Origin of the sequence: Coxiella endosymbiont of Amblyomma sculptum (assembly GCF_009883795.1) — a bacterium.
Lineage (GTDB): Bacteria > Pseudomonadota > Gammaproteobacteria > Coxiellales > Coxiellaceae > Coxiella.
On record NZ_CP033868.1, the window covers coordinates 568753 to 592232 of the forward strand.

A 23480-nucleotide genomic window follows, 5' to 3' on the forward strand; every position below is an offset into this window, starting at 1 on the left:
ATAACCTCAACTGCACGAAAAGAAATCAGTGCAAGGATGGACAATTTTTCATTAAGAAATCAGTGCAAGGATGGACAATTTTTCATTAATGTCTTTTGCGCAAAAATATTTCTCCCGCTTTGTTTATTTCTCAAAAAGTCGTTACTTTGTGGTATTATAAGAGCCCGAAAGGGGGTTGGGGTAATTTTTGTTTTTTACAACTCGTAAAATCAATACATTGGCAGACATGGGTCTTGTTGTCTCTTTGTGCTGGAAACGAAATAATTTTTAGATTTTTAGTTTTGATTGTGTTGAAATTAATTCAGTCTTGTTCTGTTTTCAATAAAACTCTTACCAGCTGATAGAAGTTTTTATAGGAATTTTGGAAATCCGAAGCTGTAGTAAATTTGTTGTAAAATAAAGATTTTAAATACAGTCAATTTAAAACTAAAGGAACTTCTTTTATCAATATGATCAATCTTATAAGCGTCCCTTCTTTTGCCGTATGAGTACAGATGTTTCATTCTATAATCCACTGGATATTGAGAAAATCGTACAGACTTATTGGGAAGAAAAAAGATGTTTTCAATCTAAAGAAGATTTAGGAAAGGAGAAATTTTATTGTTTGGTGATGCTTCCTTATCCAAGTGGAAATCTGCATATGGGGCATGTTCGAAATTACACCATTGGAGATTTAATAGCTCGTTATCAACTGCATAAAGGTCGAAATGTTTTGCACCCTATGGGGTGGGATGCTTTTGGACTGCCTGCAGAAAATGCTGCTATCCAGCATAAATTGCCTCCGGTAAAATGGATTCGCAAGAATATTAAGAAAATACGCAATCAACTCAAACAATTGGGGTTCTCTTACGATTGGTCTCGAGAAATTACTACGTGTGATCCTTCCTATTATCGTTGGGAACAGTGGATTTTTCTTCAACTGTATAAAAAAGGTCTGGCTTATAAGAAAAATTCTATTGTAAATTGGGATCCTGTTGATCAAACAGTATTAGCAAATGAGCAAGTGATTCACGGACGAGGATGGAGATCAGGTGTTTCTATAGAGCGACGTGAAATTTCACAATGGTTTTTGAAAATTACCAATTATAGCGAAGAACTTCTTAAAGATCTCAATACACTAAAGGAATGGCCAGAACGGGTGATTGCAATGCAGCGCAATTGGATTGGAAAATCCTACGGGATTACTGTGATTTTTTCTCTAGAAAATAGAGAAGATAAATTACAGATTTTTACTACACGCCCTGATGTCATTATGGGAATTTCTTACATTGCGATAGCTCCCGAACACCCTCTTGCAAAAGAGTGTGCCAAGAAAAGCAAAAAAGTGTTCGATTTTTTAAGAACATTCAGTCGAACGCGCACAGCGGAAGTCGATATCGCCGCTCAAGAAAAAAGAGGCATCGTAACAGATCTCTTTGCCATTCATCCAATTACACAAGAAAAGTTACCTGTCTGGATTGCGAATTTTATTCTAATGGAATCCTTCTTTGGAGGAATTATGGCAGTACCTGCTCACAACGAACAAGATCATGCGTTCGCTTTAAGATACAATTTACCTATTAGACCAGTCATTAAAACCGCTAATAACAGTCAATGGAATTACGAACGATTTGCCTATACCGATTCTGGAAAACTTTTTAATTCAGGTCCTTTTAACGGGATCGATTCAAAGGAAGCGTTTGATATAGTTACAAACTATCTAAAGATTCGCGGGTATTGCAATAACCGTCAACCAAATTACCGATTGCGGGATTGGTGCATTTCTCGCCAGCGCTATTGGGGTACACCAATTCCTATTGTGTACTGTAAAAAATGCGGAATCGTTCCTGTTCCCGAAAATCAACTGCCTGTTCTTTTACCAGAAAGCATAATTCCTACTGGTCACAGTTCTCCTTTAAAACAGAATGTAGAATTTTACAAGACAGAATGTCCTGTCTGCAATAGAATCTCTGTACGAGAAACCGATACAATGGATACATTTGTTTCGTCTTCTTGGTATTACGCTCGCTACACCTGTTCTAATCAAAAAAATACCGTACTGGACGATCGAACCAGATATTGGATTCCTGTAGATCAATACGTTGGAGGTATCGAACACGCTGTTATGCATCTACTGTACACTCGTTTCTTTCATAAAGCACTTCGAGATTTGGGTTTACTACATTCCGATGAACCTTTTTCACGGTTGCTTACTCAAGGGATGGTCTTAAAAGACGGTGTTAAAATGTCTAAATCTAAGGGAAATATAATCGCACCAAAATCGTTGATTGCAAAATACGGATCTGACGCAGTGCGATTATTCGTAATTTTTGCGGCTCCACCAGAGCAAGATTTGGAATGGTCAGAAAATGGGGTTGCGGGAGTTCATCGTTTTCTAAGAAAATTGTGGAATCTTGCAAATCGATTTAAAAGCAGTTTATTAGTCATTAATCAGAAGAAAGGGCTGCATTATCGTCAACAGAAGAAAAATAGCTCGAAAAATAATAAACGCATACAATATATAATGTACACATATCTGTTACAAGCCAACAATGACATGGAACGTAATCAATTTAACACAGTTGTATCCGCGTCGATGAAAATTTTGAATCTGCTACTGGTTGTAAGTAATAAACCGGATGATGAATCAAAATCTCTCTTACTTCACGAAGGCTTAGGAATACTATTGCGCCTTTTATCACCAATAACCCCTCATATTACTCATTTTCTTTGGAAATTATTGGGATTCGGGGAAAACATTTTAGATGCTCCTTGGCCTAAAGTGGATCTTAAAGATTTACAGACCTTTCAAACAGAAATAGACGTAGTTGTACAGATTAACGGGAAATTTCGATCCCGTATTCAGGTTTCTGCAAACGACACAGACAAATTGATCGAAGACCTTGCGCTAAATCAAGATAGCATTAAGCGCTATATTTCTGGTAAAAAAATTAAAAACGTGATTGTTGTACGTAAAAAATTGATTAACATTGTGTTGTGTAGTACGAAACGCTAAACATATAAATGAGATGGTGAGCGTAATCAAAAAAGACGTTCGAAGTTTTAATGTAAATCCCAAGTTTTGATAGAACTTCCTGTTTTGTCTTTATAACATTGAAGGTTCGTTCAACCAAGCAAGAGGGTCTCGTCTCACTTCTTCGAATTACCAATATTTACTGGAAAATCATCATTGTAGTATGAGGAAACAACAACAATATTTTTTTAATACTTACTTTTTATTGGGTGTTGGCGTCAACTATTGGTGTAGATGTACAGGAAACTCCTATCTCTAGAGATATTATTGCCTTAACCAGCCCGTTTCATTTGATACCAAAAGATCGAGAATCTACATTTCTAATGCCCAAGTATATAAAGTTCTATGAAAAAAATATATCTCTCTAATTTAGAGAGATTAAGTGTATATACGGAGAAAGACAGTAGATGCAAATTTCGCATAAAGAACTCGACGTTCATTTGAATAAACCTCTTTTACCTGTTTATCTTATATGTTCAGACGTTCCTCTTCTGATGCAAGAAGCTCGAGACAGTATTCGAAAAGCGGCTTGGCAGCAAGGATTTCAACAGAGGGAATTGTTTTTTATTGATGAGGAACGTAGTTGGGAGGCGTTAGACATCGCCATCGATAATTTCAATCTTTTTAGTGAAAAAATCCTTATTGAGATACGAAATTCTCAAGCAAAATTCAACGAAAGAGGGATGCAAATACTACTAAAATATTTAAAAAATCCACCGTCTGATAAAAGATTGTTAATCTGTACTAACAAATTGACAACTGTACAAAAAAAATCGAGATGGTATAAAGAAATTTCCACACTAGGAGTCGTAGTTTCGATTCACCCTATACCTATCCGAGAACTACAAAAATGGATTGTTCAACGATTGAAAAAATTTAATATTTCCGTAGATACAGAAAGTATCAATCTCCTCGCTACATTTACTGAAGGCAATTTACTAGCGACTCAACAGGCGATAGAAAAATTTCGTTTGCTTTGTCATCAAAATAAACCGCTCCGATACACAGTTGTTAACGCTGTTATTGGTGATAATGCGTATTTTACAATTTTTGATTTGGCAGAAGCGGTTTTATTAGGTGACAAAACAAGAGTAATTCGAATTTTATCAGTTTTACAATTTGTAGATAAAGAATCTTCTTCCTTAGTATTATGGGTTTTGACTCGAGAATTGCGCAATATTTATACTTCTTTGCAAAAATCTGTAGATGGAAAATCTTTTGAACAATTATTGGCGTTTCGGTGGAAAGGTCCTTACAAAAAACTTATAAAAATAGCGCTGGCGCGTCTTGATTCACAAATCGTTTCTGAATTATTGAGATTCTCAAAAAGAGTGGATTGGATTATAAAAGGAGTGATTCCAGGAAATGCTTGGCAGGAGCTAGAAACACTAAGTTTGAGCATTGCAGGAGCAGAACTACGATGAATTTTCCGTTGCTAGGATTGTTTGGTGGAAGATTTGATCCTATTCACAACGGACACTTGTCTGTTCTCGAACAGTTAATAGAGACGCTTCCTTTTGAGACCATTCAATTGATTCCTTGCTATCAACCCCCACATAGAGGGAATACAGCGGCTGATTCTCTAGATCGATTAGAAATGATTAAACGTGCCGTTTCCAATCGTCCAATTTTTTCTGTTAGTGATATCGAAATTGAAAAAAAAGAGATTTCCTATACCATTTACACACTTCGATCTTTACGAAACTCTTTTTCAAAGTACGCTCTTTGTTTCATTTTATCTACCGATGCTTTTTCCAATTTTAATCTTTGGTACCGCTACACAGAATTTCTAAGTTATTGCCATCTGATTGTCATCAACCGAGCCAACTATCATTTGCCTTCAGCAAAATGGTTGGAAATATTGCTTAGAAATCGCACTGAAGATCCTAAAGATCTTAAGAAATTCCTTTCAGGAAAAATATTTTTTCAACAACTTTCCGATTATCCAATCAGTGCTACTGAGATTAGAAATTGTTTGGCAAAAGGAAATTATTCGGACATACAATCCATGTTCCCTAAGGGAGTAATTGAATATATCAAGAGGCACAATTTGTATAAATGATCTCTTGATTTTCGCTCTCTTCTTCAGTTTTTAATGTATCTGATTGCGACTTTCTCTATAATTTTCCCTGATCCAGAAAAATCTAAATACCATCATATCAATATATGAGAGAAGAACGAATGTCTTTCAGCAACATCCGATTCGAAACACAATTATTTAAAAGTCGCAGTTTTAGTATGTTTTTTTTCACACTATTTTTTATTTTTATTTTGACAGGACGATTGCTTTATCTGCAAGTTAAAAATCATCGTTTTTACTCTTCCTTGGCTGAGCGAAATTTATTAAATATTGTTCCTGTACATCCTAATCGAGGTTTAATCTTTGATCGAAATGGAATACCCTTAGCAAAGGAAATCCCAACTTATACACTAGTCATTACTCCCAAAGATTCCAAAAATTTAAACGAAACTCTAAAAAAATTGACAAATATCGTTCCGATCTCCGATAAGGAATTAAAGAAATTTCATTGTACGCTGTATCGATACCGTACTCATCAACCAATCCCTATAAAATACAAATTGACCGAAAAAGAAATTGCGCGTTTCTACGTCAACAGTTATCGATTTCCTACAGTACATCTCAAAATACATATGATTCGTTATTATCCGTTTTCCGATATTGCCAGTAATGTTCTAGGTTATGTAGGAAAAATCAATCCTAGCGAATTACAGAAAGTCAATGCGGAAGATTATGCCTCTGACGATATAATCGGAAAAACTGGCGTTGAAAAATACTACGAAAAACAACTACACGGAAAAATGGGTTTTGAAAAGATTGAAATTAATGCAAACAATAGAATTGTACATATTTTGAAGAAAATTCCTCCAATACCTGGAAACAATATCTATTTGACCATTGACAGCGCATTACAAAGCGAAGCCAAGAAAATTCTAGGAAGAGAAAGTGGGGCTGTTGTCATTATGCAACCTAATACAGGACAAATTTTAGCTCTCGTTACCAACCCGAGCTTTAACGACAATCTTTTTGTACTAGGACTGAATCGAAGAGAATACCGAAAATTTTCGTGTGCGCCCCAACGTCTTTTATACAATCGAGCAATTCAAGGACAATTTGCTCCTGGTTCTACTGTTAAACCATTTCTAGCGTTAATGGGCTTAGACGAAGGAGTTATAACTTCACAATATCAAATCCACGATTTCGGTTGGTTCCAATTACCAAATACCCATCATATTTACCACGATTGGAGTCCAGAAGGACATGGATGGGTCGATATAAGGAAAGCCATTGCGGTTTCCTGTGATGTTTACTTTTACCATCTGGCAGCAATCCTGGGTATTGATCGAATTGATAATGTTTTACATCGTTTTGGGTTTGGAAATTTAACAGGAATTGATTTACCCGGAGAAGTTTCTGGTCTTGTGCCTTCCCCAAATTGGAAGAAAAAATCCAAAGGATACCCTTGGTATACGGGAGATACTGTAGAAACAGGTATCGGGCAAGGATTTTTTCTTGTTACGCCTTTGCAATTGGCTCAGGCTGTTAGTATTGTAGCTGAACGAGGTCTCAGGTACCGTCCGTCGTTGCTATTGAAAATCGTTACACCAAATGGTGATTCACGAGTCCAACTGCCTATCGTGAAATCTCCGGTAGTATTAAAAAATCCTTACAACTGGAATATAGTAATTCGTGGTATGCAGGACGTAATTGACACTTCTTGGGGAAGTGCGCAATTTTTTGAAAAACATCTGGGATTTTCTGTCGCAGCCAAAACTGGCACCGCTCAAATCTACGGTCGGCAACGTGATGAAGATAAAATCCGAAAAAGCATTCCTAAACCACTGCGCAATAATCATCTTTTTATCGCTTTTGCTCCTGTAAAAGAGCATCCGCGGATCGCTATGGCGATAGTTGTTGAGCACAGCGCCTTAGCCGATAAAATGACAGGGGAAATTATGAAATATTACTTTGCGCACTATTCTCACAACAAATGAAAAAATTTCTTGTATCCAACATGATAAGATACAACAGACAACCAATTATTCGATCGAATTGGCAATCGTTACATATTGATCTTTGGTTAACAGTTTGGGTATTGGTTCTTGTTGTATTCGGTTTTTTGATTCTGTTCAGTGCTAGCAATCAAAATATGGGTGTTATGATTAAGCAGTTAATTTGGTTATTGATTGGTTTTGTAACAATGCTTGTTTTTTCTAATATCCCTCCGCGATTTTACTACCAATGGACTCCTACGGTATTTATTTTTGGGATATTTTTATTGGTTTTTGTGTTAATCTTTGGAGACGCTGGTAGAGGAGCGCGGCGTTGGTTTGATTTAGGATTTTTTCATTTTCAGCCTTCTGAAATTATGAAACTTTCTACACCTATGATGCTCGCTTACTATCTCAGCAATAAAAAATTGCCTCTTCAAGTAAAACCACTGTTTCTCTCTCTGATCTTGTTAGTATCTCCCGCTATTCTAATTGCAAAACAACCTGATTTGGGAACAGCTGTAATTATAGGAATCTCAGGTCTATGCGTATTACTGCTAGCGGGAATGAGTTGGAGATTAATTGCTGTCTCTCTCTTTTTGATCGTACTGGGTACGCCTGTATTTTGGAGATTTATGCATACTTATCAAAAAAATCGGGTTTTAACTTTCCTCAATCCGGAACGAGATCCGCTAAAGGAAGGGTATCATATTATCCAGTCAAAGATAGCTCTTGGTTCTGGAGGTTTATTTGGAAAAGGATGGTTGCACGGAACACAATCGCATTTTCAATTCCTACCTGTTCACACAACTGATTTTATTTTTTCGGTAAATGGCGAGGAATTTGGTTTTTTCGGTTGTATTATCTTACTTCTCCTATTTGTAGTTGTTTTTTCTCGGTGTTTTCTATACATAAGCAGAAAAGCCCAAGATACCTATAGTCGCTTACTAAGCGGAAGCTTAAGTTTAACATTCATCTTGTCGACCCTAATTAACATAGGGATGGTTGTTGGTATTTTGCCCGTCGTAGGTGTACCTTTGCCGCTCATCAGCTACGGAGGAAGTTCTATTGTTACTACAATGGCTGGATTCGGTATAATTATGTCAATACATACGCATAGGAAACTTTAATATTGTTCTTAGTTCTAAGAAGGTTCCAGAAAATATTATCGTATGCTTTGATTCTGTGCAGTACGGTAGCCACCGCCAGATCCGAACCTACTGATGATGGTTTATTACTACTCCCAAAAGCACGTGTATTCGTTGAATATATGGTGAAACACTATCGATTTAAACGTAAGAAACTTGTCAGCATTCTATCTCATGCCAGATATAATCGAGAAGTCATGTATAACATTACCCATCCGTACGAAAAAAGACCGTGGAATTTTTATCGAGATTGTTTTCTGACAAAAACACGCATTCGGAACGGTGTTGATTATTGGAAATCTCATCGGAGAGTTTTAGAACGTGCTTATCGTATATACGGAATTCCGCCTGAGATTGTAGTGGCTATTATCGGAATCGAGACCAATTATGGACGATGCACAGGAAACTATTCCGCTTTAGACACTCTTTCTACATTAGCCTTCTGTTACAAATCTCGTGCTAGATTTTTTTTATTCGAACTTATTCAATTCTTTTTGCTTACCAAAGAACAAAAATTGCCAATTTTGTTGATACACAGTTCCTACGCAGGAGCTATTGGCATTTCGCAATTTATGCCTAGTACCTATCGGCATTTCGCCGTGAATTCTTCCAAAAAAGAACATATCAATCTCATAAAAAGCAACGACGACGCTATTATTAGTGTTGCTAATTTTCTAAGATTTCATGGTTGGAAGAAGGAATATCCTGTCGCGTACTCCTTTTCTACTTCTCAGGGTTTTTTACGGTTCATTTCAGAAATGAAAAGAGAAGAAAAAGCAAAAAAATCCAGAATCGTTCTCTGTGTGAACAACAGCGGTACAATGTCCTTGTTTCCGATTCCTGCTGTCTACTCTTTTCCTCATACAACAGAGGAACTACTTACATTGTTTCGGCGCAATAATTGTAGGAATTTTTGGATCGTTTTTCCAAATTTTTTCGTTATCATGCAATACAATCCTCATAAAATGTACGCCATGGTCGTTTACCAACTGAGTCGAATGATTCACGAAATATACACAACAAATCGACAAAGAACTTGATTGTCCCGAAAAAACTTTTGAGTAAGTTTTTTCTAGATGAAACACTTTTTTCGCTCGATTGATATTCTCTTCTCAATCACCTCAATCACTCTCTTTATCGCTCTTTGATGATTTTATATCCGATAGCTGCCAAACGTTTTACAATTGGAGGATGGGTAGAAAAGAGATTGTTTAATGAATTTCTAATTTCGATACCTGCTTTGATTGGATCGAAGATATAAGCCGCTTGACGAACTCCTTCATGAGGAGTTTGTCTGTATTGAAACGAGTATTTTTCCTTGTTTTGTATGTGATCATCTTGGATTTTTAACAACGCCAGAGCCAAAGGTTCGTTGTCTCGTATTAAACCTACAGAACCCGCATCAGCCATATATTCTCGAGTCCGGCTCAAATAAAGCATTAGAAGTATTGTGGCTAAAGGCAATAGATAACGTAACACCAGTATAAAAGGAAACAACTGATTTCGAGCTTCGTTGTCTCGAGAACGTCCTCCGAAAATAGCGCCGAAAAAAAGAATATCGACAAATATTAGAAGAATGTTAACAAGAACAGAAGCTATTAGAGTGAGGCGTATATCCGTGTGTCGGATATGACTAATTTCGTGTGCTATAACGGCTTCTAGTTCATCACGATTCAACTTCATTAACAGTCCGTGGGTGACTGCAATCATTGCGGATCCCTCCCCAAAACCACTAGCGAACGCGTTCATGTAATCCGCATCTATTACGTAAACCTTAGGCATAAACTGAAGAGTTGCTGCGATCCTTAGTTCCTCCACCACATTGTAGAGCATCGCTTCTCGAAAAGTTTTAGTTTCATCTAGAGTAATTTCTCTATAATTAGTGCCAAGAAGCATCAATCTATGATGAAAAATAAAAGTTGTACATAAAGAACACACCGCAATCAATCCCGTAACGAATGCTGCGATCGGAAATATCTTTAAAGTAATCAACGCTGTAAAAATCTGAAACAGAGTAGCCATAGGAAAACGTTCTGCGTAAATGTACAAGTCGACGAGCAACCCTATCGAAAGATATATCAATACAAAAGTGGTAATAACTAATACAGTCCTCCTTCGATTTCGTTTCAAAGAACCTCTCCAATCAAACGCAGTCGACTCAAAATCGTTGATGTAGTTTCTCATAACGAAACCTCCAATAATTCCAATAATTCTTTGGAGAAAGTAAATAAGAAGAATTTACAATCGTACTTTGTAGCTTTCCTGTTCCTGAATTTTTTCGGAAGACAGTTCCCAATAAGGAAAATAAACATCCAACTTTCCAGGAAACGTTCGAACAATCATTGAAGGAAAAGCCATTTTTTTCTTAACGTTGTAACGTTCGACACTATCGTTATAAGCCTGCTTTGCATAAGCTAACTTATTCTCTGTACTAACGATCGTTTCCTGCAGCTGCATTGCATTTTGATTTGCTTTGAGTTCAGGGTATTGTTCAAATACTATGCGCAGTCCGCTGAAAATCATCGATATTTTATTTTCCGCTTTCATGCGGGCGCTGCTATCTCCTTCTTGCTTTGCTGTCTGGGCTTGATTACGCAATGCTACTACATCTTTTAAAGTAGAGCGCTCATAATCCATATATTTCTTGACGACTTCGACTAGGGATTCAAATACTTTGAATCGGCGATCTAACTGAATGTCAATTTGTTTATTATTATTGCGGACTGCTTCTATTAGCAGAATTAAATTGTTGTACGCCGCTACAGCGTAGACACCCAAAAATACCAATAAGATAAGAATAACAACAAAAAACTTCATAGCCCTACCCCCTCTATCGCATGCTTCACTGTGGGATTATAGCTTAGAGCTTAATCAATACGCAAATTTATATGATATTTAACAAGAAATAAAGATTAAAAAATTGTTATAATGAAGAATAGTAAGTCTCTACGCTAATGATATCTTAAACGTTTCTAAATGAGAAATTAAGAAACTTTTGCAAAAACTGAGTTGCACACTGAGGCATCAAATCGTTTGAAAAAACTATTCTTGGCTGAGGAAATAAAATTATGATGAATCTTGATAAGATTCGTAAACAGATCGATAGATTGTGTAGAGAAATTAATGAACATAATTATCGGTATTATGTACTATCGAGACCCGTTATCCCAGATGCGATCTATGACAAACTCTTTTATAAACTACAACAGCTAGAAATCAAACACCCTGAGTTGATCGTGTCTATTTCTCCTACAAGGAGGGTAGGAACGCTTGAACCGTTAAAAATGTTTGAAACCGCGCCCCATAGAATTCCCATGTTATCTCTAGACCATGTATTTGATGAATCTGGGTTGCGCGCATTTGATAAGAGGGTTCAACAACGACTAAAATTGAATGAATTAATTGAGTACATTTGTGAACCTAAAATGGACGGAGTAGCGCTGAATTTGTTGTACAAAGACGGAAAATTGTCTTGCGCCGCTCTGCGTGGTGACGGTGTTACTGGAGAGAACATAATCCAGAATGTTCGAACCATTTCAACAATTCCTTCACGATTGCAAGGTAGAGATTTTCCCAAACTTGTTGAGATACGAGGAGAGGTTTTGATGTCACGAAAAGAATTTAAAAGGATCAATTGCGAATCGCAAAAAATGGGAACAAGAATTTTTGCGAGTCCCAGAAACGCTGTTTCAGGAAGTTTGCGTCAATTAAATCCGGAAATCACCGCAAGTCGATCTTTAGTGTTTTACGGTTATGTCTTGGGGGCAACTGAAGGCAGTTTACCTAAAAAACACAGTGATGTTCTAATAAAAATTAAAAAATGGGGAATTCCGGTTTTCCTTGGAGCAAAAGTAATCAAAGGAATTTCAGGTTGTTTTGAATACTATGCATACTTTCGAAGAATTCGAAATATCATCCCTTTTGACATTGACGGTATAGTTATAAAGGTCAATACCCTCTCTTTACAGGAAACGTTAGGTTTTTCTTCACGTGCCCCCAGATGGGCAATGGCTTATAAGTTCCCAACTCAGGAAAAAATGACAGTTGTAAAGAACATTGAATTTCGTATAGGCCGAACCGGTGCTGTAACACCTGTAGCACAACTAGAACCTGTTTCTATTGGAGGAGTAACGGTCAGAAAAGCTTCTCTACACAATTTTGATGAACTTCACCGAAAAGACGTTCGTATAGGCGATACAGTTGTTATACGTCGTTCTGGAGATGTCATTCCGGAAGTTGTTATGTCTTTGCCGACACAACGACCTAAGAACGCTAAAATAGTGAATATACCTAATTTCTGTCCTTCGTGTCGAAGGAAAGTGGTAAAACCGAAGAATGGAATCGTGGCTCGATGTATCGGGAATTTATCCTGCCCAGCGCAATTACGAGAAACGATCAAACATTTTGTTTCTCGACGAGCAATGAATATTAAGGGATTGGGCGACAAATGGATAACTATGCTTATTGAAAAAAAAATAGTTAAAGATATAGCAGACATCTACAAACTTAAGAAATCCTCTTTCTTGATGCTTTCTAGAATGGGAGAAAAACTGACTGGGAATTTATTAGTATCCATTGAAAAAAGTAAAAAGACCACTCTACCCCGATTTTTATACGCTCTAGGAATTCGTAGTATCGGTGTAACGAGCGCACAAACTTTAGCACAACATTTTCGTGGACTTAAATTTTTAATGCAAGCTTCCAGAAAACAATTATCAGTTGTTAAAGATATTGGTCCAATTTCCGCTGAGAATATTAGCAATTTCTTTCAACAGAAAAGAAATATTGCGTTGATTGATGAATTGATTCAACTTGGAGTTTCCTGTTCAGAAAATACAGAAACTTTATCAAAAATCACGGGAAAGGTTTTTGTATTCACTGGAACCCTAAAAAGTTTGACACGGAACGAAGCAAGAGAAAGACTCCAATTCTTTGGAGGAAAAGTGAATAGCGGTATATCAAAAAATACTGACTATTTAGTCATTGGAAACAATTTGAACAATAGCAGAAAATCCGATAAGGCGAAAGAACTAAATGTTCCAATAATCGACGAGAAGATTTTTCTGGAATTTTTCAAAAACACAAAGGAAAAAAAAACATAGATTATTGTTCTATTTTTCCGTTCTTGTATTCATTTTATCATTTGCCGATCGTTTTCTGTCAGTCTCTTTAAAAGAGGAACCAAGATAAACATTCCAAAGGAAATAGAGACTGTAGTTAGACCAATTTTTGTAAAAAGATGATTGTAAATAGGTAATGATAAATACGGATCTGTAGAAATTTTAGCAGAAACACTGGCGATACTAGCTACTTTACCGGCGATGATACTTGCAACTGAAACACAGAGAAACCAAAGGCCCATAGTGAAACCCATAAATCGTTGTGGCACATAGCGAGCGGCCAGAGATAATCCAAGAGCGCTTACTAAAAGCTCTCCGGTACTTTGTAGCCAATAAGACAGGACCAACCACATACCGGAAATTACTCCATGATGATTGTAAAGAGAACCCAATGGGAGAAATAAGAAAGCTAATCCGGCCATCAACGTTCCTAATGAGAACTTGGTCGGCAAGGACAAATCTCGACCACATTTATGCCATTTCTGATAAAACCAAGCCATTATTGGACTCATTGTCATCACCCAAAATGAATTAAGCATTTGAAATTGAGCCGGTTGAATAGGAATGCCCAGAATTGAATGGCGAACGTTTCGCAAAGCAAATAGCGACAATGAAGTTGGCATTTGGAAGTATAGTACAAAAAAAACAATAGCCTGAGAAAACAGAATCATAAACAAAAACATTCCTTTACGTTCTTCTGGTGCTGACTTGGCAATTAGCATCAGGTAAATGGAGAGCAGTACGATAGTTCCACCAGAGAGAAGCCAAGAAACAATTTGATAGTGGTTAAGTAGAAAATTGCTCATAATAACCGATGTGACGATTCCTAATAAGACATATCCAAAATAATCCCATCGAAAAGGCGCTTGGTCCGGTTCAGATCCAATATCAAATATAGCTTTTCGCATGATAAAAAAATTTAAAATAGCGAGGATCATTCCGGCGCAACAAACGGAAAAAGCTACATGCCAACCAAAAAATCTATTTAAAATGGGTGTAAGATTCATTGAAATGGCCGCTCCCATATTAATAGCCATATAGTATAAAGTAAATCCACTGTCTAAATTGTGAGGCGTTTCTTCGTACACTTTCGAGAGCAAGCTTGAAGGATTAGCTTTAAATAAGCCTACCCCAACTGCAATAAAGGCTAATGGCAGTGAAAAATGTCGACTAGAAATTTTCGGTAAAGATAATATTAGATAGCCTAACGACAATACTATTGCTCCTAGCAAAATCGTTCTCTTAGTGCCCAATATTTTGTCGCCAATATACCCACCCAAACAAGGCAATAAAAAGACCAAGGCACTAAAAGCTGCAAACAAAAAATCAGCATGGCTGTCTTGATAACCCAATTTTTGCACCATATACAGGACCAATAGCGCCTGTACACCATAAAATCCAAATCGTTCCCAGATTTCTAGGAAAAAGATGAAGTAAAAAGGCTTGGGTTGAACGGCTAAAGATCTAATAATTGGCACAAACACTCCTCATGATGGGGCCCCTAGATTTCTACAACTAGACTATATACGGATTTCCTAAAAAATCCAACAAGGAGTAGAGTGTCAGATTGCGTTTCGTAGTTTGACCGATTCGTATCTTTCAGCAAGTTTATATTAAGTGCATTTTATAAAAATCAGTTAAAATCAGGAAACTGATAGCTGCTTTTGCCATAAAGTTATACTGAGTCAAAACAGAACAGATGAAAATTATTTGATAATCTTTTAACTAAAAATTTTCTTAGGCGGGAGTGATATTTGTGGTAGTAGCGACAATTGAAATCGAACTGGTAATTTTTTGTAGAGCTTCTCCGGGATTTAAAGATTGAACTATAGATCGACCAATAACTAGATAATCACTGCCTGCTTTAATAGCGTCTTCTGGAGTCACAGTCCTCTTCTGATCGATTTTCTTTTCGAAAGACAATCGAATCCCCGGTGTCACTAGCAAAAATTCTTTACCCTGTTGTTTTCGTAAAAGAGACACTTCGTTTGCTGAACATACTACTCCGTTGAGACCAGATTCCTTAGCAAGTTCCGCCATGCAAGACACTACAGAAGAGATATTATTATTGATTCCTAGCGATTTAAAATCCTCAGTATCCAAACTGGTCAAAATCGTAATGCCAACGACAAGAGGTTTTATCCTTACTGTATGCAATATATCGATTACAGTCTCTAACATGATACGCCCTCCAAAAACGTGTACGTCTATCATCCAAACACCTAACAGAGCGGCATTACGACAGGAATCGGCAACAATTTTTGGAATATCGTGGAACTTCAAGTCTAAAAAGATTTTATAATTCTTTTTCATTAATTCTTCTATAAAAGGAAACCCGTATCGTGTAAATAAAACATTTCCGATCTTGAGATGACATAATTTGGGATCTAACTGTTGCACTTGTGTATAGGCTTCTTCACGAGTATTGGCGTCAATAGCTACAATAATTTTAGGTTCATTTTGTTTCATATCTGTTTCTGTTATTTCTTGTTCTATCTCTATTCTGTAATACCAATCTGAGCAGATTGTTGAACAGATCACAATTTTGGATCAAGAAATTACACACTTTACTGCAGACGGAAACAAGAAACCAATGTATTAAAAAATACAACATAGAAATGAGACAACGATCACCTATTCTCTTCCTTTCGCATTTGTTCTTTAAGAAGATCACCTAAAGTGGTTTTTGTCGGCATATCAGAACTTGTCATCACTGATGTAAAATGATCTTCCTGATTCATCAAATTTTTTGCAGCTTTGTGAGATACTCGGATAAGGTGATTTGCAAGATCTACACCGATAATCTTAACCAAGATTTTATCATCTGTATTGAGTTCCTTCGTTAGATCTTCTATATGATCGTATGTGTAGTCTGCCACATGCATTTGCCCAAACACCTGATCAGATAATTCTAAAATAGCTTTCTTACTTTCTACTTCTTTTACTCTGGCTTGCACGATTGTATCCCTATCGTGTCTTTTAAGAAATTCTTCTAAGAGATTTTCCTCGAGTTTTTTGATACTGAGAGAGATTCTCTCACGATCCGGATCAATCGATAAAATAACAGTTTTTACTTCATCACCTTTTTTATAGTCGCGAATAGCTATCTCGCTATCTTTTGACCAAGAAATATCGGATATATGTACAAGACCATCAATATTGCCTTCCAATCCAACGAATATACCAAAATCAGTAATAGAACGAACCTTTCCAACAATTTCTTCATCTTTTTGATGTTTTCTAGCAAATTCTCTCCATGGATTGGACTTACACTGTTTCATCCCCAATGAAATACGACGGCGTTCTTCATCGATCTCCAGTATCATAACGTCGACTTCTTTACCAGATTGTACTATTTTACTAGGATGAATGTTTTTGTTAGTCCAATCTAATTCGGAAGCGTGTACCAATCCTTCCGCACCATCTTCCAATTGTACAAAACATCCATAATCGGTAATATTCGTCACTTTTCCAGATACTTTAGTGTTTACGGAATAGCGCTTCGTAATATTCATCCACGGATCTTCGGTCAGTTGTTTCATGCCTAGCGAGACCCGATTCTTCTCTCGATCGAATCTGAGAATCTTAACAAGAACTTTGTCGCCTATATTGAGTAGTTCGCTAGGATGCTTAATACGTTTCCAAGACATATCGGTGATATGCAATAATCCATCGATACTTCCTAAATCCACAAAAGCACCATAATCTGTAATGTTTTTAACAACGCCTTCAATTTCTTGATTTTCTTGCAGTTCCGAAAGTCGAGCTTGTCTCTCAGCACTAGATTCAGCTTCCATTACAGCACGTCGTGAAACAACTACATTATTTCGATAACGATCCATCTTGATAATTTTGAAATCATGTTCAGTGCCTCTAAGAGAATCGGGGTCTCGAATAGGCTTAATATCTACTAAAGAACCGGGTAAAAAAGCCCGAATTGGACTAATTTCTACAGTAAATCCGCCTTTAACCCGTTCTATAATTCTTCCTTTAACCAATTCTTCAGTCTTATAAGCTTTTTCAAGTTGACTCCAAACCTTTGTACGACGCGCTTTTTCTCTCGATAATCGGGTCTCCCCAAAACCATTATCGGGAGTATCAACTACTACATCTACTTTATCACCTATATGGATCTCTTCGTGATAAAACTCGGAAATAGGTATAACACCTTCCGATTTAAGGCCAGCATCAACAATGATCCATTCAGGCTTTATTTCGACGATAGTAGCTTCGATAAGAGCTCCCGGACGAAGATCGGTTTTTTCCAAACTTTTTTCAAACAAATCAGCAAAATTTTCGTTCATACACAGATCACGTTGCGTTTTCTTATCGACCATACCAACACACTGCAGATTACCCCCTTTTCTTTTCCAGAAAATCGAAGAATCTCCCTTTTGATATAGAACATATAACTATATCAAAAACTTCCGTTACGCTTAACTTAGTTGTATCAATAACCAAGGCATCCCTTGCAGGTTCGGCAGAAGAAAAAACTCTGTTAATGTCGCGAAAGTCACGTTCCTCCAAATTTTCCTGAACCTCACGCAGGCTAACATCAATTCCTCTTTCTTGCAACTGCTTATAACGTCGACGCGCTCGTTCTTTTGGATTGGCATCAAGATAAAATTTGAAAGGAGCGCTGGGGAAAATAACAGTTCCCATATCACGACCATCCGACACCAATCCAGGCCATCGATGAAAATTACGTTGATACTGAAGAAAGGCTTGTCGAATTTCCGGAATTTCTGCAGCTTTGGAAGCTAATTTGCTGTACTTTTCAGTTCGAATAACTTCTGTAATATTGTAATCGTCACAACTCACTTTAGTCTTTTTGTCTGTAAGACAATTCTCGATAACTATTTGAAGTCTTTTTAGCAATTGTACAGCACTTCGTCGATCCTTTATAGGAATTTTATAGTGAAGAAACGCCCAAGCTGCCGCACGATAAATAATTCCACTGTCCAAAATGTGCCAACGCAAAGTTTGTGCAATTCTGAACGCTACTGTTCCCTTTCCAGAACCGGATAGACCGTCAATTGTAATAACCGGAGGAGTTGTTTTTTCTAAGTTTTCCATGAATTTTGTGCTACCGATAGAATCGGCAGTGATTTTCGATCAGATATTAAAGAAAAACTTTCAATTTCATTCCTAGTTTTTTCGCCAATTCAACAAAATTGGGAAAAGAAGTTTTCACATTCTCGCAATTTCGGATGTATACAGCGGATCGTGCTGTAATGCCCGCAATCGAAAATGCCATAGCGACGCGATGGTCATGATGACTGGAAATCGTTCCGCCCTGGAATTCCCCTCCTTGCACAATAAGACCGTCGGAAAATGACGTTGTTTTGATTCCCAATTTCTCCAATCCTTCTTTCATAACAGAGATTCGATCGGTTTCTTTAATTCTCAATTCTTCTGCGCCTCGCAATAGGGTTTTTCCTCGTGCAGCAGCAGCGGCAATTAACAAGACAGGCAGTTCATCGATAGCAAGAGGGATTTGCTTTCTTGGAATATTAATACCTTTAAGTTGGGCATGACGAACTAAAATGTCTCCTATGGGTTCTGTATTTTTTTTCCGATACTTTACAATCTTAATATTCGCCCCCATCATTTTTAACAAATTTATAATACCAATTCTGGTAGGATTAATACCCACTTGACGTAAACAAATACAGGAACCTGGAGTAATAGTTGCCGCTACAATGAAGAAAGCGGCTGATGAAATATCTCCCGGTATAGTGATATTTCCTGCTTTAAGCAGTCCGTCACCGGAAAGACAAGTTCGTAAGTTTTTGATTTGTATAGGATATTTAAAAACATACTTTAGTAACCGCTCGGTATGATTCCGAGAAGGCATCAGTTCTGTAACACAAGTTTCTCCTTTTGCATACAATCCTGCCAACAATAAACAAGACTTAACCTGGGCACTTGCTACGGGCAAATGGTAATGAATTCCTTTCAGGTTAGGATTTCCAAAAATCTTAAGTGGAGGAAAAATCCCCTTTGAATCAATATTCGCACCCATCCGCACCAACGGGTCAATAATACGCTTCATAGGACGATTCTGTAAAGAAAGGTCTCCTGTGAGATTAGTAGTAAATGATTGACCGGACAACAATCCAGCTAATAAACGGATAGACGTTCCTGAATTTCCACAGTCCAATTTTCCAGATGGAATATTTAGTCCGTATTTTCCCACTCCACATACTAATAACACGTTCTTATCTCTGTCTATCTTAATAACAACCCCCATTTTTTGAAAAACCTTTACTGTAGCAAGATTGTCTTCTCCCATCAAAAAACCATCTATTCGTGTTTGCCCTTCAGCAATAGAGGCTAGAATCGTAGATCGATGAGAAATAGATTTATCGCCAGGAACGGTAATTTCTCCACTTAAATTGTTCGATGGAGTAATACAGTAATGCATTATCTATCGTATCTTTTTTAATTAACCGTACTTTTTTTCAAATGTTTGCATAAAATCGACTAGAGTGTCGATTCCAGATTCTGGCATCGCATTGTAGATACTAGCTCGCATACCACCCAACAGACGATGGCCTTTTAGGTTGGTCAGCCCATTCTCCAAAGCTTTTTCTAGAAAAAGCGCATTCAAATTTTTGTTTGTTAGTGTGAAAATGACATTCATCCGTGAACGAAAACGGGGATCGATTGTATTACAGTAAAAATTACTTTTATCGATAGTCTTATAGAGCTTTTGCGATTTTCGATCATTACGTTTAGCAAGCTCCGAAACACCGCCTTCTTTTTTTATCCATTTAAAAATTAAACCAGAAATGTACCAAGCAAACGTAGGGGGTGTGTTCCATAAAGAATGTTCTTTTTCGTGTAAAGCGTAGTGTAAAAAACTTGGGGTTCCTAGAAGAGGCGTCCGATTTAACAAATTTTTATGAATAATTACGATTGTTAATCCTGATATTCCGATATTTTTTTGAGCACAAGCAAAAATTAATCCGTATCTTGATACATCAAGAGGACAGGATAATAAATTTGACGACATATCGCATACTAACGTTAGATCCGTTTCAGGAATGAAAGGAAATTCCATTCCGTTTGCCGTTTCATTACTGACGTAATATAAATACGCAGCCTCTTCAGGAATATTCCAATCGGTTTGGTTAGGCAAAGTTGTATAACGAAACTGTTTAGCGCTTGCTGCTAGTTGAGGATTACAGTAGCGTCTTGCTTCTTTAATCGCTTTCTGAGACCAAATTCCAGAATCAATATAAACTGCCGTTTTATACTTTCCCATTAAATTCATCGGTATCATAGAAAATTGTAGTCGAGCACCACCTTGCATAAAAAGAATTTGATAATCACTAGAGATATCTAATAGATCTCTAAGATCTCGCTCCGACTCTTCTATGATCTCTTTGAATTCTGTACCGCGATGCGCGACTTCCATTATCGACATTCCAACCCCGTGCCAATTCAACAATTCGGCTTGTGCTGCGAGAAGCACTGTTTCTGGCAACATAGATGGCCCGGCTGAAAAATTATAAATGCGCAACATACAAAGTTTTAAGGAACTTTTTTGATTACTCCGCTAAATTTTTCTAACAGTCCTCCCTTTATCAAAGACATATTTTCCGTATCTTTCTTATTTATCCTTAATCAAACTCTATTCTTTCTCGACAATTTCCATTCCAGCAAGCGTATCTTCTTGTGCTAACCCAATCAATCGAACTCCCTGGGTGCTTCGCCCCATCTGCGGAATTTCGTCAGTACGAATTCGGACTAAGATGCCTTTTTTACTAATCAAAAATGCTTCATCGCTACTAACCACCTGGACAGCAGAAACTGCATTTCCATTACGACGACTAACGCGAATGGCAATAACGCCTTGACCACCTCGACTTGTCGAACGATAATTTTTGACGATTGTACGTTGTCCATAGCCATGAGCAGTTGCTGTCAGAAGACAGCTTTTTTCTCTTACAACAACTAAGGAAATCACATTTTGATTGTCTCCTTTCAGCTTAATTCCACATACTCCACGCGCCGCTCGTCCCATTACACGCACTTCTCTTTCATGAAATCGGATGGCTTTTCCTGCATTGGTCACAAGCATCACTTCTTTTTTCCCGTCTGTAATATCCACTCCTACCAGTCGATCCCCTTTTTTCAAAGTCAACGCAATTTTTCCGCTTACACGAGGCTGAAGAAATTTGGATAATACGACTTTTTTTACAAAACCTTTAGTTGTGGTCATAAAGACAAAAAGATCCTTATTGCAATGATACGTAGGCAACATAGCGGAAATATATTCATCCTTATCTAAAGGAAGCAAATTAACAATTGGAAATCCGTATGAAATTCGATTACTTTGTGGTATTTGATGAACTTTGAGTTCATACACTTTCCCATAAGTTGAAAAACACAGAATTGTTTCGTGTGAATTTGCTACTAGGATATTTCCAACAGAATCCTGATTTTTTACTGCTGTAGCTATCTTACCGCGCCCTCCTCGGTGTTGAGCGCGATAAGTGTTTATCGATTGTGATTTAATATAACCACTACAGGATAGTATTATAATTAGATATCCTTTAGGAATTAGGTCTTTATCCTCTAGATTTGATTTTGTATGAAGGATTTTGGTACGACGCGCATCGCCAAATTGGGTTTTGATTTCAATTAATTCTTCTCGAATCACTTCGTGTAATTTATCGGAATCTGAGATAATCGAAGTTAATGTATCGATTCGATTGGAAAGAGAAACATATTCCTCACGAATTTTTTTACTTTCAAGGCCAGTCAATCGATGCAGTTGTAAATCTAAAATAGCTTGTACTTGCGACAAAGATAAGTGATATCCGTCAGTTTTTAATCCATATTTCGAATCTAAATTTTCCGGACGAACGCGGTCATTTCCAAACTTTTGTAATAGATCAGATTCTTTAACCTTCCATACTTTTTCTAATAAATTTCCTTCAGAAAGTTTTCGGGTTTGTGCTTTTTTAATCGCGACGATTACCTCGTCGATATTGGTTAGTGCAATTCCAAATCCTTCCAAGATGTGTGCTTTAGAACGAGCTTTATGCAATTCAAACAAAGTACGGCGCATTACAACTTCTCTACGATGCTGTAAAAAAGCATTTAATAGTTTCTTTAAATTCAGTACACACGGTTGTCCATTCTCTCTTAAAGCCACCATATTAATTCCAAACACAGTTTCTAATTGGGTTTGAGCGTATAAATTGTTGAGCACAACTCCAGCATGATTACCTCGTGTTATCTCAATCATTATTCGCATACCGCACTTGTCGGATTCGTCGCGCAATGCGGAAATTCCTTCAATTTTTTTTTCATATACCAATTTTTTAATCTTTTCCAATAACCGCGCTTTATTTACTTGGTATGGAAGTTCAGAGACGATAATTTGCGAACGGCCATTCTTCGTAATTTCAATATCAGCTTTTGCGCGTACATAAATACGCCCCCGTCCTGTTTTATAAGCTTCGACAATACCACTGCGGCCATTGATAATTCCTAAAGTTGGAAAATCTGGCCCGGGTATATAGTGCATTAGTTCTTCTACAGTTAAATCCGAATTGTCGATCAATACTAGCGTAGCGTCAATAATTTCACTTAAATTGTGGGGAGGAATGTTGGTTGCCATTCCCACTGCGATACCGGAAGAACCATTAATCAGTAAGTTCGGGACACGAGTAGGTAAAACCAAAGGCATCGTTTCCGTTTCATCATAATTGAAAATACAATCTACAGTTTCTTTATCGATATCCTGCATTAGAGTATGAGCAAATCGAGACAAACGAATTTCCGTGTACCGCATGGCCGCAGGTGCGTCTCCATCAACAGAACCGAAATTTCCTTGTCCATCAATAAGCAAATAACGGAGACTAAAATCTTGAGCCATTCTTACAATCGCATCGTAAACAGCGACATCACCGTGAGGATGATATTTACCGATTACATCTCCCACAATACGAGCTGATTTTTTGTATGCTTTATCCCAATCGTTTCTCAATGCGTGCATTGCATAAAGAATTCGACGATGTACTGGTTTTAATCCATCTCGCACATCAGGCAATGCCCTTCCTACGATTACACTCATCGCGTAGCCCAAATAAGACTGTTTTAATTCATTTTCAATAGGAATTGGAACAATTTCGTGTGCAAATTCTGTCATTGAGTTACTTCTACTGTATT

The 23480-nt window shown here is 37.2% G+C and carries 16 protein-coding genes; 7 read left to right on the forward strand and 9 right to left on the reverse strand.

Annotation, left to right across the window (positions count from 1 at the left end; translation table 11 throughout):
• Positions 1 to 484 precede the first annotated feature (484 nt).
• The 6 genes from leuS to mltB all read left to right on the forward strand — a co-directional run bounded on the left by leuS (position 485) and on the right by mltB (position 9212).
• Complete coding sequence (gene leuS, locus EGQ50_RS02670) at positions 485 to 2995, forward strand: leucine--tRNA ligase (protein WP_159748306.1); 2511 nt, start codon at positions 485 to 487, stop codon at positions 2993 to 2995.
• 425 nt (positions 2996 to 3420) lie between these two features.
• Positions 3421 to 4437, forward strand: coding sequence for a DNA polymerase III subunit delta (gene holA, locus EGQ50_RS02675; RefSeq protein ID WP_159748308.1), 1017 nt, complete (start codon positions 3421 to 3423; stop codon positions 4435 to 4437).
• The gene (gene nadD / locus EGQ50_RS02680; RefSeq protein ID WP_159748310.1) at positions 4434 to 5075 is read left to right on the forward strand and encodes a nicotinate-nucleotide adenylyltransferase; all 642 of its coding nucleotides are present in this window, start codon (positions 4434 to 4436) and stop codon (positions 5073 to 5075) included. Before holA ends, nadD begins: the two co-directional genes overlap by 4 nt.
• A gap of 176 nt (positions 5076 to 5251) precedes the next feature.
• Positions 5252 to 7027, forward strand: coding sequence for a penicillin-binding protein 2 (gene mrdA, locus EGQ50_RS02685; protein ID WP_246168951.1), 1776 nt, complete (start codon positions 5252 to 5254; stop codon positions 7025 to 7027).
• Between the two features lie 20 nt (positions 7028 to 7047).
• Positions 7048 to 8154 (forward strand): rod shape-determining protein RodA, encoded by a 1107-nt coding sequence (rodA, locus tag EGQ50_RS02690; RefSeq protein WP_159748523.1) that lies wholly within the window; start codon positions 7048 to 7050, stop codon positions 8152 to 8154.
• A 47-nt stretch (positions 8155 to 8201) separates the two neighbouring features.
• Positions 8202 to 9212, forward strand: a complete 1011-nt coding sequence (gene mltB, locus EGQ50_RS02695; protein WP_159748314.1) for a lytic murein transglycosylase B — start codon at positions 8202 to 8204, stop codon at positions 9210 to 9212.
• 94 nt (positions 9213 to 9306) lie between these two features.
• Here mltB and htpX read toward each other — a convergent pair whose 3' ends face one another.
• On the reverse strand, positions 9307 to 10356 hold the full coding sequence (htpX, locus tag EGQ50_RS02700) for a zinc metalloprotease HtpX (RefSeq protein ID WP_159748316.1): 1050 nt from the start codon (positions 10354 to 10356) through the stop codon (positions 9307 to 9309).
• A gap of 54 nt (positions 10357 to 10410) precedes the next feature.
• The gene (locus EGQ50_RS02705) at positions 10411 to 10989 is read right to left on the reverse strand and encodes a LemA family protein (protein WP_159748318.1); all 579 of its coding nucleotides are present in this window, start codon (positions 10987 to 10989) and stop codon (positions 10411 to 10413) included.
• Positions 10990 to 11240: 251 nt separating this feature from the next.
• Between EGQ50_RS02705 and ligA the strand changes: the two genes are divergently transcribed.
• Positions 11241 to 13274 (forward strand): NAD-dependent DNA ligase LigA, encoded by a 2034-nt coding sequence (ligA, locus tag EGQ50_RS02710; RefSeq protein WP_159748320.1) that lies wholly within the window; start codon positions 11241 to 11243, stop codon positions 13272 to 13274.
• 29 nt (positions 13275 to 13303) lie between these two features.
• On the opposite strand, the gene EGQ50_RS02715 is transcribed toward ligA, so the two are convergent.
• From EGQ50_RS02715 to gyrA, 7 genes are all read right to left on the reverse strand, one after another.
• Positions 13304 to 14770 (reverse strand): oligopeptide:H+ symporter, encoded by a 1467-nt coding sequence (locus EGQ50_RS02715; RefSeq protein ID WP_246168952.1) that lies wholly within the window; start codon positions 14768 to 14770, stop codon positions 13304 to 13306.
• Positions 14771 to 15029: 259 nt separating this feature from the next.
• Positions 15030 to 15761: an orotidine-5'-phosphate decarboxylase gene (gene pyrF, locus EGQ50_RS02720; RefSeq protein WP_159748324.1), complete on the reverse strand. Its 732-nt coding sequence runs from the start codon at positions 15759 to 15761 to the stop codon at positions 15030 to 15032.
• A 161-nt stretch (positions 15762 to 15922) separates the two neighbouring features.
• Positions 15923 to 17629, reverse strand: coding sequence for a 30S ribosomal protein S1 (rpsA, locus tag EGQ50_RS02725; RefSeq protein WP_256375959.1), 1707 nt, complete (start codon positions 17627 to 17629; stop codon positions 15923 to 15925).
• A 16-nt stretch (positions 17630 to 17645) separates the two neighbouring features.
• A complete protein-coding gene (gene cmk / locus EGQ50_RS02730; RefSeq protein WP_159748326.1) occupies positions 17646 to 18368 on the reverse strand; it encodes a (d)CMP kinase in 723 nt (240 codons plus the stop codon).
• A gap of 46 nt (positions 18369 to 18414) precedes the next feature.
• Positions 18415 to 19719, reverse strand: coding sequence for a 3-phosphoshikimate 1-carboxyvinyltransferase (gene aroA / locus EGQ50_RS02735; protein WP_159748328.1), 1305 nt, complete (start codon positions 19717 to 19719; stop codon positions 18415 to 18417).
• Between the two features lie 21 nt (positions 19720 to 19740).
• Positions 19741 to 20823, reverse strand: a complete 1083-nt coding sequence (serC, locus tag EGQ50_RS02740; protein WP_159748330.1) for a 3-phosphoserine/phosphohydroxythreonine transaminase — start codon at positions 20821 to 20823, stop codon at positions 19741 to 19743.
• Between the two features lie 108 nt (positions 20824 to 20931).
• Positions 20932 to 23460, reverse strand: coding sequence for a DNA gyrase subunit A (gene gyrA / locus EGQ50_RS02745; RefSeq protein WP_159748332.1), 2529 nt, complete (start codon positions 23458 to 23460; stop codon positions 20932 to 20934).
• Positions 23461 to 23480 lie beyond the last annotated feature (20 nt).

Coding starts and splice junctions, on each gene's coding strand:
- aroA (WP_159748328.1), bottom strand. CDS start 19,719: ATGCATTACTGTATTACTCCATCGAACAATTTAAGTGGAGAAATTACC.
- ligA (WP_159748320.1), top strand. CDS start 11,241: ATGATGAATCTTGATAAGATTCGTAAACAGATCGATAGATTGTGTAGA.
- rodA (WP_159748523.1), top strand. CDS start 7,048: ATGATAAGATACAACAGACAACCAATTATTCGATCGAATTGGCAATCG.
- serC (WP_159748330.1), bottom strand. CDS start 20,823: ATGTTGCGCATTTATAATTTTTCAGCCGGGCCATCTATGTTGCCAGAA.
- mrdA (WP_246168951.1), top strand. CDS start 5,252: ATGTTTTTTTTCACACTATTTTTTATTTTTATTTTGACAGGACGATTG.
- gyrA (WP_159748332.1), bottom strand. CDS start 23,460: ATGACAGAATTTGCACACGAAATTGTTCCAATTCCTATTGAAAATGAA.
- htpX (WP_159748316.1), bottom strand. CDS start 10,356: ATGAGAAACTACATCAACGATTTTGAGTCGACTGCGTTTGATTGGAGA.
- pyrF (WP_159748324.1), bottom strand. CDS start 15,761: ATGAAACAAAATGAACCTAAAATTATTGTAGCTATTGACGCCAATACT.
- cmk (WP_159748326.1), bottom strand. CDS start 18,368: ATGGAAAACTTAGAAAAAACAACTCCTCCGGTTATTACAATTGACGGT.
- holA (WP_159748308.1), top strand. CDS start 3,421: ATGCAAATTTCGCATAAAGAACTCGACGTTCATTTGAATAAACCTCTT.
- nadD (WP_159748310.1), top strand. CDS start 4,434: ATGAATTTTCCGTTGCTAGGATTGTTTGGTGGAAGATTTGATCCTATT.
- rpsA (WP_256375959.1), bottom strand. CDS start 17,629: ATGGTCGATAAGAAAACGCAACGTGATCTGTGTATGAACGAAAATTTT.
- leuS (WP_159748306.1), top strand. CDS start 485: ATGAGTACAGATGTTTCATTCTATAATCCACTGGATATTGAGAAAATC.
- EGQ50_RS02705 (WP_159748318.1), bottom strand. CDS start 10,989: ATGAAGTTTTTTGTTGTTATTCTTATCTTATTGGTATTTTTGGGTGTC.